We start from the raw sequence: 13,175 nt of genomic DNA, 5'->3' as shown, positions 1-13,175 counted from the left end.
TCGAAGAGGAAAAACAAACCATGTTTACCGGAATCGTCGCGGCGGTCGGCCGCATCGACGCAGTGAAGCCGCTCGGCACCGATCCGGACGCCGGCGTCCGGCTTACGGTGCAGGCAGGCGCGCTCGACCTCGCCGATGTCGGGATCGGCGACAGCATCGCGATCCAGGGCGCTTGCATGACGGTCGTGGCCAAGACCGATGCCTCGTTCGACGTAGACGTCTCGCGCGAGAGCCTCAATTGCACGGTAGGCCTTGCGGAGCCGGGCGAGGTGAATCTGGAGAAAGCGCTGACGGCACACGAGCGGCTCGGTGGGCATATTGTGTCGGGGCATGTCGACGGGCTCGGCACGGTCACGCGTTTTGCGCCGGTCGGCGAGTCGCACGAACTACGCGTGCTCGCTCCGCGGGAGATTGGGCGTTATCTGGCGTACAAGGGGTCGGTGACGGTGAACGGCGTCAGCCTCACCGTCAATAGCGTCGAAGACCGGGAAGACGGCTGCGAGTTTTCGATCAATCTGATTGCGCATACGGTCGAGGTCACGACGCTCAAGCACCTGGCGCCAGGCAGCAAAGTCAATCTCGAGATCGATTTGATTGCACGGTACACCGAAAGGATGCTGTCATCAGCGTCACTCATGGGCCGCCCGTAACTGGCTGAACCAGCGCGAGCTTCGAGTTTAATCGTTCGCCGACTTACTCGGCGATCCGCTGTCGGAACCACTCCGCCAGCGCAGCTTCGTCAAGCGCGCCAGCAGCAATCATTTCCATGGTCCTAACGGCGTCGGCCGGATCAAACTTCAGCCGATAGTCGTTGTCTGCTAGGAAAAGGCGCGCAACCACCCAAGCGGTCCTCTTGTTGCCGTCTGCAAAGCCATGATTCCGTGCTAACCCATAGGCATATGCGGCGGCGAGCGCCGCCGCGTCCGCGCCCGCATAAACATCGAGGTTCTGCGGCCGTGCCAGTGCCGACTCCACCGCTCCTTTGTCGCGCACACCATCGAGCCCGCCATGCTCAGCAAGCTGGCGATCATGGATTGCGTAAGTCAGGTCCGCACGCACCCAGCGCCATGCTGTCATTTATTTGGCCAGTGCCCGCAAAATATCGCGGTCATCGTGCATGATCTCTTCCGCCAGCTTCATCTGGCGTTCAAAATCCGGGTTGTACGGCGTAATTCGATAGCCGCCTTCGGGTGCCTCGGTCAGATACACGGTATCCCCCTTCTGCACCTTGAGCCGTGCCATCGCCTCTTTTGTAAGAATAAAACCAGCCGAAGCCCCGACCGTTGTGACCTTGAATGTAAGCATGGCATCTTCCTCACTATATAATGATCATTATATAGTGATCGTTTATCGAAAGGACAAAGATTGAACGACTCTCCGACAGTTCGTGTTCAGGGACTGAAAGGTGGTCATCCCGTTCGCGACACCGACACGACACCCGAGATTAGCGAGATGGACCGTTTGCGCGCCGAAAACGCGCGGCTCCGTGCCGTACTCGATGCACACGGCATCGACTTCCAACGGTCGTTGAACGAACCAGTTGTCCCGCGGCAGTCCGAAGCGCCCCGGCTTAGTACTGACGAGAAAGTCGTTTTGTTTCGCCGGCTGTTTCAGGGCCGTACCGACGTTTATCCGGTCAGATGGCAAAGCAAGGCTGGTAAATCAGGCTACTCACCCGCTTGTGCCAATGAGTGGAGACCCGGTACTTGTGAGAAGCCCCGAATCAAATGCTCCGACTGCGGCGACCGCCTCCTGATACCGTTGTCCGACCAGATCATCTATGACCACCTTGCTGGTAGGCACACGATTGGCGTCTACCCGTTGCTGGCTGACGATACCTGTCATTTTCTTGCCGTCGATTTCGATGACGCCGACTGGCGGGAAGATGCCCAGGCTTTCAGGTCGTCATGCACCGAACTAGGCGTACCGGCTGTGCTGGAAATCTCGCGATCTGGCAATGGCGCGCACATCTGGATTTTCTTCCGGTCAGCCGTACCTGCGAGTGACGCGCGGCGCCTAGGCACCGCGATCATCAGCCAAACGTGCGCGCGAGCGCGGCAACTGAAGCTGACATCCTACGACCGCCTCTTCCCTAATCAGGATACGATGCCGAAGGGTGGCTTTGGCAATCTGATTGCACTTCCTTTGCAAAAGACGCCGCGCGAGCAGGATTGCAGTGTTTTCGTCGACGAGGACTTCCGGCCCTACACGGACCAATGGGCCTATCTGTCGTCAATCCGGTCGATGGCGCCTGAGTCTATCGAGCGGGCCATCACGGATGCTACGGGCGGTACGCATCCTCTCGACGTAACCTTCATTACGGAGGAGGACCAGCAGGAACCGTGGAAAGCGAGCAGAAACCAGCAAGACACACTGCCGGGTCCGATGCCGGCCTCGCTCTCTGCCACCGCAGCCAATCTCGTCTATTTCGAAAAGGCACGCGTCCCCCAATCTCTGCTAAACCGGCTGATCCGCCTCGCCGCCTTTCCAAATCCCGAATTTTTCAAGGCCCAGGCGATGCGTTTCCCCGTCTGGGACAAACCACGGATTATCGGTTGTGCGGAAAACCACCCGAAGCACATCGCGCTACCGCGCGGATGCCTCGACGCCGCCCGCAAGTTGCTTCGTGACAACAGAATTCGCTGCGAACTTCACGACAAGCGGTTTTCAGGCAAACCACTCGATGTCGCCTTTTCAGGTACGTTGCGAACCGATCAGGAAGAAGCCGTCACGGCGATGCTTCGACATGATACCGGCGTGCTATGCGCTCCAACTGCATTCGGCAAAACAGTGACCGCAGCGGCCCTGATCGCTCGACGCAGTGTTAGCACACTAGTCCTTGTGCACCGAACCGAGCTACTTCGGCAATGGCAGGAGCGGCTACAGGCGTTTCTCGGTGTCGACAAAGGCGTTGTCGGCACAATTGGCGGTGGAAAGGCGAAGCCCAGCGGGAAAATCGATATTGCCGTCATGCAGTCGCTCTCACGCCGGGGAGACACGCGCGAACTGATCGAGCAGTACGGGCATGTGATCGTGGACGAATGCCACCACCTCTCTGCGGTCTCATTCGAAGGATTGTTGAAGCAGGCGAGAGCGAAATATGTACTCGGGCTTACTGCGACGCCAATTCGCAGAGACGGCCAGCATCCGATAATATTCATGCAGTGTGGGCCAATCCGCCATACTGCCTCGCGGCCGGAGGCCGCACCACACGACCTTAAGGTCATTCCCCGAATCCAGTCTTCTACAATTGACGTACCCGCCGAAGCAGGTATCCAGGATGTATTCCGGCATGTCGCTACCGACCCGCACCGTACGGCGGCCATCGGGGACGAAGTGGTCGGCGCACTTTCCAGTGGGCGCAAGGTTCTCGTTTTGACCGAGCGCACCGAACACGTCGCGGCCATCGAACAAGTGCTGACCGGAAAAGTAGAGAAGATTTTCACACTGCATGGGCGCATGTCGAAGAAACAACGAAGTCTCGTGACCGCCGAACTCGAAGCGCTGCCGGCAGATGCTCCGCGAGTGGTTCTGGCAACCGGTAAGCTTGTGGGCGAAGGCTTCGACCATCCCCCGCTTGATACGCTCGTCCTCGCAATGCCCATCTCATGGAAAGGGACGCTTCAACAATACGCTGGAAGACTGCACCGCGAGCATACAACGAAGGCCGATGTTCGTATCTTCGATTTCGTCGACACAGGGCATCCGGGCTTGCTTCGGATGTGGGACAAGCGCCAGGCGGGTTATCGCGCAATGGGATATAGGGTAGAACACCCCGCCCCATCGGCTTCTGTAGTGGCAGGTCAACCGCAGGAAAGTTCTGCGAGCCACAACCTGACGCAGCAACTGCCGCCCCCCGAAATGAAGGTGGAAACGTGAGCGAATACCAATACTACGAATTTGCCGCAGTCGACCGACCGCTTACCGGACAACAGCAGGCTGAGTTGCGAAGCCGCTCCACGCGCGCGACGATCACAGCCTCGAGCTTCGTCAATGAATATCACTGGGGCAACCTTAAAGGCGAGCCACTCGACTGGGTAGAGCACTACTTCGACGCCCACGTCTATTCCGCCAATTGGGGGAGCTGCCGCCTTCTGTTGCGACTCCCTCGGGCAATATTCGATGCTCCGTCGCTGCTCGATTACACTGGTCGCAAGGGGCGCGCGGCACGGTCGCAATTCGTGAACGCGTTCGATGCCGTCGACACCGGCGAACATTGCCTCCTCGACTGGTGGTTCAACGACGACTCTGGAGAACACATTCGCTTCTCCGAAGGAGCTGACGGCGCAGGGTGGATGGCCCGGCTGCAGCCCATCCGCGATGAACTGCTAAGAGGCGATACACGACCGCTTTATCTCGGCTGGCTAGCCCGGCTAGGTAGTGGCGAGTTGCGCGACGATGATCGTGAACCACCATTGCCGGATGGACTCAAGACATTAACGCCTGCGCAAAACGCCCTCGCCGAATTCCTGATGCTCGATCCGGACTGGCTCGCCGCCGCGGCAGAAAAGAGCTCTCCGTTCGCTGCCGCCTCCGACGAAAATGAGCGGATCGATTCTTGGCTGCTCGAGTTGACGGAAGATGAAATGCGGGCAGCGCTGCGCATGCTGCTCGAGGGGCGGAGCCAGGAAGCCGAACGAACTCTTCGGCGCAGGTTCCTCGCGTGGGAGCAGGGGCAAGTGCCTAATCGCGTCGCACGCCCAACACCCCGATGTGTAAGCGAAATTGCAGATCGGGTCAGCTTTCATCGTGGCGTTCGCGAACAACGGGAACGCGAAGCGCGCGAGGCCGAGGAAGCACGATGCAAATCAGTGCGCTCAGGCTACCTTGCGTCGCTTCTTGCAGACGAAGACAGTGCCTGGTCCGCCATCGATTCGAAGCTCCAGCGTGGATCAGGATCGTCCTACGACCAAGCTTTCCGGGCGCTACAGGATCTTGCCGAGGCGTATGCAGGCGCCAAACGCGATACGACATTTCGACGTCGGCTCGTTCGACTGATGGCACAGCACGGAAAACGCGGCGCCTGGGTTGCCCGGTTGACGAAGGCTGGATATATGTGAGAGCCAATGCGGTGAGCAATGGAAGTATTAATCTAATCGCCCTCTATGCAGACGGAGTGAAGCAAGCGACCTTCCATCTTGTGATGCGTCTCGTGGCATCCATTGCGGTCTCGCTACCGCCACAGCTACTTGATGCATTTCCGACGGTCTACGCGCGCACTTTAGCCCCCACCGCCATGCCGAGTAAACATTTGCTGCCAGACTCAACATAATTGCGCGCTATCTGGAGAGGGTGCTCGGTGCGTCTCAGGATGGCTAAAACCATTGATCAGAGGTGCCGCTAGGCATGCTCGATCGGCCGCTAATGCGGCTGCTTGCAGTTCTCTCAAATTCGGTTCGAACCCACACCGAAGACAACCCGGCCTCACTTGTTGCCCCGGCATTCGCGCACGCCCGCAATCGACGGGAGCCGCGAGCAAATGACTTCGAATTCGCTGCTCGTCGAGCGTGACAGTGCAATGGATACTTCGTCGAGTTCCGGATCATCCTCCGATTGCTGCACGATGAATTGCTTGACGCGCACGCTGCTCGCGCCTAGTGCGAAATGCACGTTGTCGAGCGATACGCTGCCGCGCTCGGCAAGCAACTGAATGCCGCGCTGCTTCACGGAGATAAACCGCCGCTCGAGCGGTTTCACGCCGGCCAAAATGACGAGGATGATGATCGTCGCGCCAATGGCTGCCGTATACATGCGGCCACCCACGGCAAGGCCGATGCCGGCGACGGACCATAAGCTCGCCGCGGTCGTCAGCCCGCGTATCGCCTCGCCGCGCATCAGAATCGAACCAGCCCCAGAAAACCGATACCCGAAACGACCTGCGCCGCGATACGCGACGGGTCGAGCACGACATCCTTGTGTCCCAGCACGTCGGCAAAGCCAAACGCCGACACCAGAATGATCAGCGAAGAGCCGACGCATACCAGCATATGCGTGCGCAACCCCGCCGCTCAATTCAGCCGCTCGCGCTCGAATCCGATCACGCTGCCGAGCAGGCCCACGAGCACAAGCCGCGACAGCAATTCGACGTTGCTTATCATGCATCACCTTCAACGGTCTGATTTATTCGGTTCGATTCAGCTCGATTGTGGATCGCGCGCCGCCGCTGCATCACTGGCATTCAAGACGCATGCCCGGGCTGCTGCTCATACTGGATGCCTCATTCGACTCCACGGAGAGATCCATGCTGCAAGGGTATTCGAATCCGCGCACGCCCGGCGGGCGTTCGTCGCTGGCGCCGCGCCCGCCTTGGCATTACGCCGGCGCATGCCTGGCAGTCGAGTTCGTGGCCGATGCCGAAGCTGTCGCCGCATACTTGCCGCCCGGGCTGACGGCGGCAACCGGCGCGCGGGCCGGCCGCTGTGCCGTCTACTTCTGCGAATGGCAATTCGCGACTGACGATGGTGACGAATATCTCGACCCGGTCGCAAGCCAATACAAAGAGACGATTCTGCTCGTCGCCTGCGAGCGCAACGGCGCGCCGGCATCGTACTGCCCCTACATCTGGGTCGATCAGGACCTCGCGCTGATGCGCGGGCTGATTCAGGGCTGGCCGAAGCAGTTCGGGCACACCGCCATCACACGCAGCTACGGGGTGCCATCGCCGGCCTCGCCGGGCAACTCCACGGGCGGGCGCTTTGCGGCGTCGCTTGCGTTTCGCGACCGGCGCATCTTCACTGCTCGTGTCACGCTCGACGCGCCAAGCACGCGCCTACCGGAACCCGGTTTCGCGTCCGCGTTCAACGTTCGGCATTTTCCGCAGCTCAGCGCCGGCCAATACGACACCCCCGCGGTACACGAACTTGCGCAACTGCGTTCGCGCGACATCGCAATCGATCATCTGCACATCGGCAGTGCTTCGCTCGAGCTCGAACCGCATCCGGCGCTCGAGTTAGAGGCATTCCGTCCGCTCGAACTCGGGCACGGCTTTCGGATGAGTGTGTCGCTAAGTGTCGACGATCTCGTGATCGCCGACACTTATTCGGTCGCCGCGGGATGAACCTCACACAGCATCGAAGCGGCGGGTACGATGTCGACTGACTATATCGACCAACTTTGTTCCCCTTGAGGCCGCCATGACCGTCTCCCGCTTCACCTGGTACTGCGGTGCCGAGCTTCCGGGCGAAGTGATGGCGGCCGCGCTCGAGAACTACCAGTTCGAACCGCATTTTCATGACGCCTGGTCGATTGGCGCCATCGCCGAGGGTAGCTGCAGCTTCAGTTGCGCGGGCGCACGACACGCGGCGCATTGCGGCGAACTCGTCGTCATCCCCCCGCGTGCCGTCCACACAGGCGGAGCGGCCGACGGGCGGCTTTGTTACGGCATGGCGTATATCGAGCCCGCCTGGTTCGATCGGCATGCAACGCTTTTCGATCGAGGCGGCGTGCAATTCGAACGAATCGTGATCGCCGACGAAGCGTTGTGCGCGCAGTGGATCGCCGCGCTCGCACAAAGCGGGATGTCCGATCGCGCGCGCACCCATGCGCTGTCGGCGGCGCTGCTGACGTTGCTTGCCAGATACGCATCGCCGGCACCCCCCGGGCCCGCAGCGGACACACCGAACGCAGCGGGCCGAGCCGAGCGCACCGATGCAGAGCCGATTGCGCACCCGGCCGCCGGCACAAGCGCCAGTACCGAACTGCGTGGTTTGCTCGCGTCCGGTGCGCCCGCGAAAGCCGATGTCACGACGGTGGCCCGTCGCTGGGGCATCCATCGCACCACGCTCGTCAAACATTTTGCTCAGCGTTATGGCCTGCCGCCTGACGCATGGCTGCGCAATTGGCGCATCGCGCGGGCGAAAACACTGATGATGCACGGCATGCCGCTGGCCGATATCGCCGCGCTGACGGGCTTTGCCGATCAGGCGCATTTGACACGCGTCTTCAAGCGCATTCACGGCAGCGCGCCGGGCGTCCTGCGCAAAGCGCTCGCAAGGCCGCCACAAGGCTGACTCAAAGGTAAATCAAAGGCGACCGAAGCCTGACCAGCGAGGCAAAGCCACAGCGCTTCGCCCGCGGCCGCGCCTGCACGAGGACGGCCAACCACACATGTCGCGGCCCACGGCGCGCCGGCTGGCGTAAAATACGCGCTTTCCCGAACCAACTCATCGACATGACCCTCGCCTCCACCCTTGAGATCATCGCCGAACTGAAAGCCGGCCGGATGGTGATCCTCGTCGACGAAGAGGATCGCGAAAACGAGGGCGACCTCATCCTCGCGGCTGATTTCGTCACGCCGGAAGCGATCAACTTCATGGCGCGCTACGGTCGAGGCCTCGTTTGCCTGACGCTGACGCAAGAGCGTTGCAAGCAACTGAACCTGCCGCTGATGACGTATCGCAACGGCACGCAATACGGCACGGCGTTCACGGTCAGTATCGAAGCAGCCGAAGGCGTGACGACCGGTATTTCCGCCGCCGATCGCGCACGCACGATTGCCGCCGCGGTCGCGCACGACGCCCGCGCCGAGCATATCGTTCAGCCGGGCCACGTGTTCCCGATCATGGCGCAGCCCGGCGGCGTGCTCGTACGCGCCGGGCATACCGAAGCGGGATGCGACCTCACGGCGCTAGCCGGGCTGACGCCCGCGGCTGTCATCTGCGAAGTGATCAAAGACGACGGCACGATGGCGCGGCTGCCCGATCTGCTCGAATTCGGCGCACAACATGGGCTCAAGACCGGCACCATTGCCGATCTGATCCACTATCGCAGCCGCACCGAATCGATCGTGTCGCGCGTAGCCGAGCGCACGATGCAAACGGCGCACGGCCCGTTTCGCGCCGTGCTCTATCAGGATCAGCCGAGCGGCTCGCCGCATCTGGCACTCGTGCGCGGCACGCCGTCGCCCGAGCACGACACACCGGTGCGCGTGCATGAGCCGCTGTCGGTGCTCGATCTGCTTGAAGTCGGCACCTCCACGCATTCGTGGACGCTCGACGCCGCGATGAAGGAAATCGCGTTGCGCGACTTGGGCGTCATCGTCCTGCTCAATTGCGGCGACACGAAAGACCATCTAATCGATGTCTTCAAAGCCTTCGACGAAAAAGAGAAGGCCGAACAGCTCAAGCGCCGCCCCGTCGACTTCAAGACCTACGGCGTGGGTGCGCAGATTCTGCGCGAACTCGGCGTCGGCAAGATGCAGGTGCTGTCGAATCCGCGCCGTCTCGGCAGCATGTCGGGCTATGGCCTCGAGGTAACGGAGTTCGTACCGATGCCGGGCGCCGCACAAGCGAAAAGCGCATAATCGGCGGTCGTCGCGCCCCGGTTGCCCCGGTTGCGGCCCGCCCCCTCCCCCTTTCAACGGATAGCCACATGGAAATCGGACAATACCAACCGAATCTCGACGGCGACGGCCTGCGTCTCGGCATCGTTCAATCGCGCTTTAATGAACCCGTCTGCAACGGGCTTGCCGATGCCTGCATCGAAGAACTCGAGCGGCTTGGCGTCGCCGGCGAAGACGTATTGCTCGTCACGGTGCCCGGCGCACTCGAGATTCCCCTCGCACTTCAAAAGCTCGCCGAAAGCGGCCAGTTCGACGCGCTCATTGCATTGGGCGCCGTCGTGCGCGGCGAGACCTATCATTTCGAGTTGGTGTCGAACGAAAGCGGTGCCGGCATCGCCCGCATCGGGCTCGATTTCGGCATTCCTGTCGCCAATGCCGTGCTCACGACGGACACCGATGACCAGGCCGTCGCGCGCATGACTGAAAAAGGCCGTGACGCCGCCCGCGTCGCCGTGGAAATGGCGAATCTGTCGGTTGCGCTCGAGCAACTCAGCGGCGATGACGACGAAGACGAAGAAGACGAGGAAGAAGCATGAAGAGCGCCCGCCGACGCTCCCGCGAACTGGCCACGCAGGGGCTTTATCAGTGGCTGCTGTCGGGTGCGCCAGTAGGTGAAATCGACGCGCAATTGCATGACGCTCAAGGTTTTGACAAAGCCGACAAGGAGCATCTCGACGCGCTGCTCCATGGCGTGATTCGCGATGCCGAGGCGCTGTCGGCCGATCTCACCCCCTGCCTCGATCGGCCGATCGAGCAGTTGTCACCGGTCGAGCGTGCGGTGCTGCTCGTGGCGGTCTACGAGTTCAAGTGCCATCCTGACATCCCGTATCGTGTGATCATCAACGAGGCCGTGGAACTGGCGAAAACGTTCGGCGGGGTCGACGGCTATAAATACGTCAACGGCGTGCTCGACAAGCTCGCGCTGAGGCTGCGTGCAGCGGAAGCGCAAGCGGGGCGCGGCAACCGTTAAGCAGCAGCGCGCGCTGAGCACCGCCTGTCCGCGCTATCCGTGTGCGGCGCCGCTATCCCACAATCGCCATCGCCACGCTCGTTATCGCCTTCGATATCCACCCGTAATCCGTAATCAGCAATGAACGCCACAGTTGAACCGCTCGTGAAACTCGCCTCGCGAGTCGACGCGATCGCGCCTTTCTATGTCATGGAACTGGCCAAGGAAGCAGCACTGCTCGAACGCGCCGGACGGGACATCATCCACATGAGTATCGGCGAGCCGGACTTCACGGCGCCGGAACCCGTCATCGAAGCGGCTTCGCAAGCGCTTCGGCGCGGCGTCACGAAGTACACGGGGGCGCTTGGCATTGCCGCCTTGCGCGAGGCCATTTCCGAACACTACGCGCTCGTGTACGGAGTCACGGTCGATCCGGGGCGGATCATCCTGACGGCTGGGGCGTCGGCGGCGCTGCTGCTCGCCTGCGCGGCACTCGTCGACCGCGATGACGAAGTGCTGATGCCTGATCCGTCTTATCCGTGCAACCGGCACTTCGTCAGCGCCATGGAAGGCAAGGCCGTGCTCGTGCCGAGCGGGCCTGAAGCGCGTTTTCAGCTCACCGCTGGCGATATCGAACGGCTCTGGGGCCCGCGCACGCGCGGTGTGCTGCTGGCCTCTCCATCGAATCCGACCGGCACTTCGATCGCGCCCGATGAACTCGAACGCATCGTCCATGCCGTGCGTGCGCGCGGCGGCTTCACGATCGTCGATGAGATCTACCAGGGCCTGTGGTACGACGCCCGCCCGGTCTCGGCGCTGTCGTTCGGTGACGATGTCGTCACGGTCAACAGTTTCTCGAAGTATTTCAATATGACAGGGTGGCGACTCGGCTGGCTCGTCGTGCCGACAGCCATGGTGAGCGCCTTCGAAAAGCTCGCACAGAACCTGTTCATTTGCGCGTCCGCGCTCGCGCAACATGCGGCACTTGCCTGCTTCGAGCCGGAGACGATCGCCATTTACGAATCGCGCCGGCTTGAGTTCAAGCACCGGCGAGATTTTCTCGTGCCCGCATTGCGCTCGCTCGGCTTTTCGGTACCGGTCATGCCCGACGGCGCGTTTTATGTCTATGCGGACTGCCGTGGCGTCTCGCACCCGGCTGCGGGCGACAGCGCCAGGCTTGCGAAAGCGATGCTGCATGAGGCGGGGGTAGCGATGGTGCCGGGACTCGACTTCGGCAGCTATGCGCCGCGCGACTACGTTCGACTTTCGTATGCCACCGCGTTTCCGTTGATCGAACAAGCGATGGACCGGCTGGCTCGATGCTTTGGCCGGTAGCTAACCAGGTGGTATGGAAAGCAAAAAAGGCACCTCGCGGTGCCTTTTTTTTGATGCTGTAACGCAGCTCAGGCGCCCAATTCCGCGCTGTTGCCATGCTGCGTACTCGTGCCCGTCGTACTTGCTGCGGTGCCGCTATCGTCATCGTCGCTCGCGGGCGACGTCGTCGGTACGCCCGCTTTGATCGTCGCGGTGGCGGGGCGGCTGCCGTTCAGCGCGACTTGCACACGCTTGTTGGCGACCATCTGACGCGACGGCTGCGGCGCTTGCGGCGCATTGATAGGCACCGAGCGGCCGCGCGACACATCGCGCAGCCGGCCTCGCTCGGCGAGCACCTTGGCGCCATAGCCGCCATCGTCTGGTGAGGTCGAGCCGACATAAAACCGCAGACCCTCGGCGAGCGAGCCGCCGCGCGCGATGCAATCTTTCAGTACAAGCGCACCCACGGTGATATTGGGGAGCGGCTCGAGTGCGGCGGTCGTGCCACCAAAATACTGGAACTTGTCCGAATGCACCTTCGCCATCACTTGCATCAAGCCCTGCGCGCCCACACCGCTTTCGGCATAAGGATTGAAGCCTGACTCGATCGCCATGACGGCCAACAGCAAGAGCGGATCGAGACCAACTTGGCGGCCCGTTTCGAAAGCGGCTTTCACGAGTTCGGCCACCGGCTCTTGCGCGACGTGATAGCGACGCGCCAGATACGAGGTGACGAGCGCCTGCTCGCGTGCCGACACCAGCACCCGGTCGTCGCGTGCCTCGGCGGCGATGCGCTGCGCGGAGATCGTCTTGGTCAGGAAGCCGGCACTCGCCGGCGTGCGCGAGTCCGTCACGGTGGCGTTGTTGGCGAAGCCCAGGCCGCTGGCGCCGCTTCCATCGAACGCGCCGTCATAGCGCGCCACATCGAGGTTCGGCTCGCTTGCGCTCAGCGGTTCCTCGTTCGGCACTGCATTCGCCGGCGCGAAGGGCGGCAGCGGATGACCACTGAGCAGGCGTGCGGGTCCCGCCTGCACGGCGGCAGAAAGCACCGGCATCAGCTTGGCGGCGAGCGTGCCGCGTACCGTCGGCAGCAGCCAGAGCACTAGCACGACCGCAATCGCGCATGCGCCGATCAGGCTGAACAGATGGTGGCTGACACGCGTCCCGCGACGCAGCACGGCCCGAAAGACCGGCGCGAGGCGAACCTCGGGACGCCACGATAACCAAGTATTCATTCAGTTCTCCCATTGAGCATGGCATCGCGACGAAGGAAGCCGCGCACAGAGCGCGTATCGCGAAAGCCAAGGCATCGCGGGCCTTGGTTGGGACCGCGGCAATGCCGGGATAGGGCAAGGTACCGTAAGTAACGGCACCAGACCGTGTGGAGAGTCACATCAGAGCAAAAGGACCGGCGGCATGCCGTGGGCACGCGCGCAGTGACTCTCACGCAAACGCCAGCGGCTTATAAGCGCTGGCAAGGACAACCAATCGGACCGTGGACACCGTGCAAGGCGGCGTGCGGCGACGCGTCGCGGCGTCAAAGACCGGGGTTTTGAGCTTGAAACTACTTGG

12 protein-coding genes and 1 pseudogene are annotated in these 13,175 nt (G+C 61.8%); 9 read left to right on the top strand and 4 right to left on the bottom strand.

What is annotated here, in order from left to right; translation table 11 throughout:
• The first annotated feature begins 20 nt into the window (after positions 1-20).
• Positions 21-650, top strand: coding sequence for a riboflavin synthase (locus tag ACSQ20_RS05105; RefSeq protein ID WP_436018049.1), 630 nt, complete (start codon positions 21-23; stop codon positions 648-650).
• A 43-nt stretch (positions 651-693) separates the two neighbouring features.
• Here the strand turns inward: ACSQ20_RS05105 and ACSQ20_RS05100 are convergent, their stop codons facing one another.
• Entirely contained in the window at positions 694-1,077 is a 384-nt protein-coding gene (locus ACSQ20_RS05100; RefSeq protein ID WP_436018047.1) for a type II toxin-antitoxin system death-on-curing family toxin, read from the bottom strand.
• Positions 1,078-1,305, bottom strand: coding sequence for a transcriptional regulator (locus ACSQ20_RS05095; protein WP_009889671.1), 228 nt, complete (start codon positions 1,303-1,305; stop codon positions 1,078-1,080).
• Positions 1,306-1,365: 60 nt separating this feature from the next.
• Between ACSQ20_RS05095 and ACSQ20_RS05090 the strand changes: the two genes are divergently transcribed.
• Positions 1,366-3,879 (top strand): TOTE conflict system archaeo-eukaryotic primase domain-containing protein, encoded by a 2,514-nt coding sequence (locus ACSQ20_RS05090; RefSeq protein WP_436018045.1) that lies wholly within the window; start codon positions 1,366-1,368, stop codon positions 3,877-3,879.
• Positions 3,876-5,060: a hypothetical protein gene (locus tag ACSQ20_RS05085; RefSeq protein ID WP_436018043.1), complete on the top strand. Its 1,185-nt coding sequence runs from the start codon at positions 3,876-3,878 to the stop codon at positions 5,058-5,060. The genes ACSQ20_RS05090 and ACSQ20_RS05085 overlap by 4 nt, the downstream gene beginning before the upstream one ends.
• Positions 5,061-5,424: 364 nt before the next feature.
• On the opposite strand, the pseudogene ACSQ20_RS05080 reads toward ACSQ20_RS05085, so the two are convergent.
• A pseudogene (locus ACSQ20_RS05080) lies at positions 5,425-5,987 on the bottom strand (MgtC/SapB family protein).
• A 254-nt stretch (positions 5,988-6,241) separates the two neighbouring features.
• On the opposite strand from ACSQ20_RS05080, the gene ACSQ20_RS05075 reads away from it, so the two are divergent.
• From ACSQ20_RS05075 to ACSQ20_RS05050, 6 genes are all read left to right on the top strand, one after another.
• A complete protein-coding gene (locus ACSQ20_RS05075) occupies positions 6,242-7,057 on the top strand; it encodes an acetoacetate decarboxylase family protein (protein WP_436018041.1) in 816 nt (271 codons plus the stop codon).
• 76 nt (positions 7,058-7,133) lie between these two features.
• A complete protein-coding gene (locus ACSQ20_RS05070) occupies positions 7,134-8,009 on the top strand; it encodes an AraC family transcriptional regulator (protein ID WP_436018039.1) in 876 nt (291 codons plus the stop codon).
• A gap of 161 nt (positions 8,010-8,170) precedes the next feature.
• Positions 8,171-9,301, top strand: a complete 1,131-nt coding sequence (gene ribBA / locus ACSQ20_RS05065) for a bifunctional 3,4-dihydroxy-2-butanone-4-phosphate synthase/GTP cyclohydrolase II (protein WP_436018037.1) — start codon at positions 8,171-8,173, stop codon at positions 9,299-9,301.
• A gap of 68 nt (positions 9,302-9,369) precedes the next feature.
• Complete coding sequence (ribH, locus tag ACSQ20_RS05060) at positions 9,370-9,876, top strand: 6,7-dimethyl-8-ribityllumazine synthase (RefSeq protein ID WP_436018035.1); 507 nt, start codon at positions 9,370-9,372, stop codon at positions 9,874-9,876.
• Positions 9,873-10,310 (top strand): transcription antitermination factor NusB, encoded by a 438-nt coding sequence (gene nusB, locus ACSQ20_RS05055; protein WP_436018033.1) that lies wholly within the window; start codon positions 9,873-9,875, stop codon positions 10,308-10,310. The genes ribH and nusB overlap by 4 nt, the downstream gene beginning before the upstream one ends.
• Before the next feature lie 120 nt (positions 10,311-10,430).
• Entirely contained in the window at positions 10,431-11,624 is a 1,194-nt protein-coding gene (locus tag ACSQ20_RS05050; protein ID WP_436018031.1) for a pyridoxal phosphate-dependent aminotransferase, read from the top strand.
• A gap of 68 nt (positions 11,625-11,692) precedes the next feature.
• Here ACSQ20_RS05050 and ACSQ20_RS05045 read toward each other — a convergent pair whose 3' ends face one another.
• Positions 11,693-12,838, bottom strand: a complete 1,146-nt coding sequence (locus tag ACSQ20_RS05045) for a transglycosylase SLT domain-containing protein (RefSeq protein ID WP_436018029.1) — start codon at positions 12,836-12,838, stop codon at positions 11,693-11,695.
• Between the last annotated feature and the right edge of the window lie 337 nt (positions 12,839-13,175).

It is taken from the genome of Trinickia sp. LjRoot230, assembly GCF_964253315.1.
Taxonomy (GTDB): domain Bacteria; phylum Pseudomonadota; class Gammaproteobacteria; order Burkholderiales; family Burkholderiaceae; genus Trinickia.
This window is presented reverse-complemented; position numbering and strand designations above follow the sequence as displayed.

Excerpts from the sequence above, each read along its gene's own strand:
- ACSQ20_RS05105 (WP_436018049.1), top strand. The coding sequence starts at position 21 with ATGTTTACCGGAATCGTCGCGGCGGTCGGCCGCATCGACGCAGTGAAG.
- ACSQ20_RS05100 (WP_436018047.1), bottom strand. The coding sequence starts at position 1,077 with ATGACAGCATGGCGCTGGGTGCGTGCGGACCTGACTTACGCAATCCAT.
- ACSQ20_RS05095 (WP_009889671.1), bottom strand. The coding sequence starts at position 1,305 with ATGCTTACATTCAAGGTCACAACGGTCGGGGCTTCGGCTGGTTTTATT.
- ACSQ20_RS05075 (WP_436018041.1), top strand. The coding sequence starts at position 6,242 with ATGCTGCAAGGGTATTCGAATCCGCGCACGCCCGGCGGGCGTTCGTCG.
- ACSQ20_RS05070 (WP_436018039.1), top strand. The coding sequence starts at position 7,134 with ATGACCGTCTCCCGCTTCACCTGGTACTGCGGTGCCGAGCTTCCGGGC.
- ribBA (WP_436018037.1), top strand. The coding sequence starts at position 8,171 with ATGACCCTCGCCTCCACCCTTGAGATCATCGCCGAACTGAAAGCCGGC.
- ribH (WP_436018035.1), top strand. The coding sequence starts at position 9,370 with ATGGAAATCGGACAATACCAACCGAATCTCGACGGCGACGGCCTGCGT.
- nusB (WP_436018033.1), top strand. The coding sequence starts at position 9,873 with ATGAAGAGCGCCCGCCGACGCTCCCGCGAACTGGCCACGCAGGGGCTT.
- ACSQ20_RS05050 (WP_436018031.1), top strand. The coding sequence starts at position 10,431 with ATGAACGCCACAGTTGAACCGCTCGTGAAACTCGCCTCGCGAGTCGAC.
- ACSQ20_RS05045 (WP_436018029.1), bottom strand. The coding sequence starts at position 12,838 with ATGAATACTTGGTTATCGTGGCGTCCCGAGGTTCGCCTCGCGCCGGTC.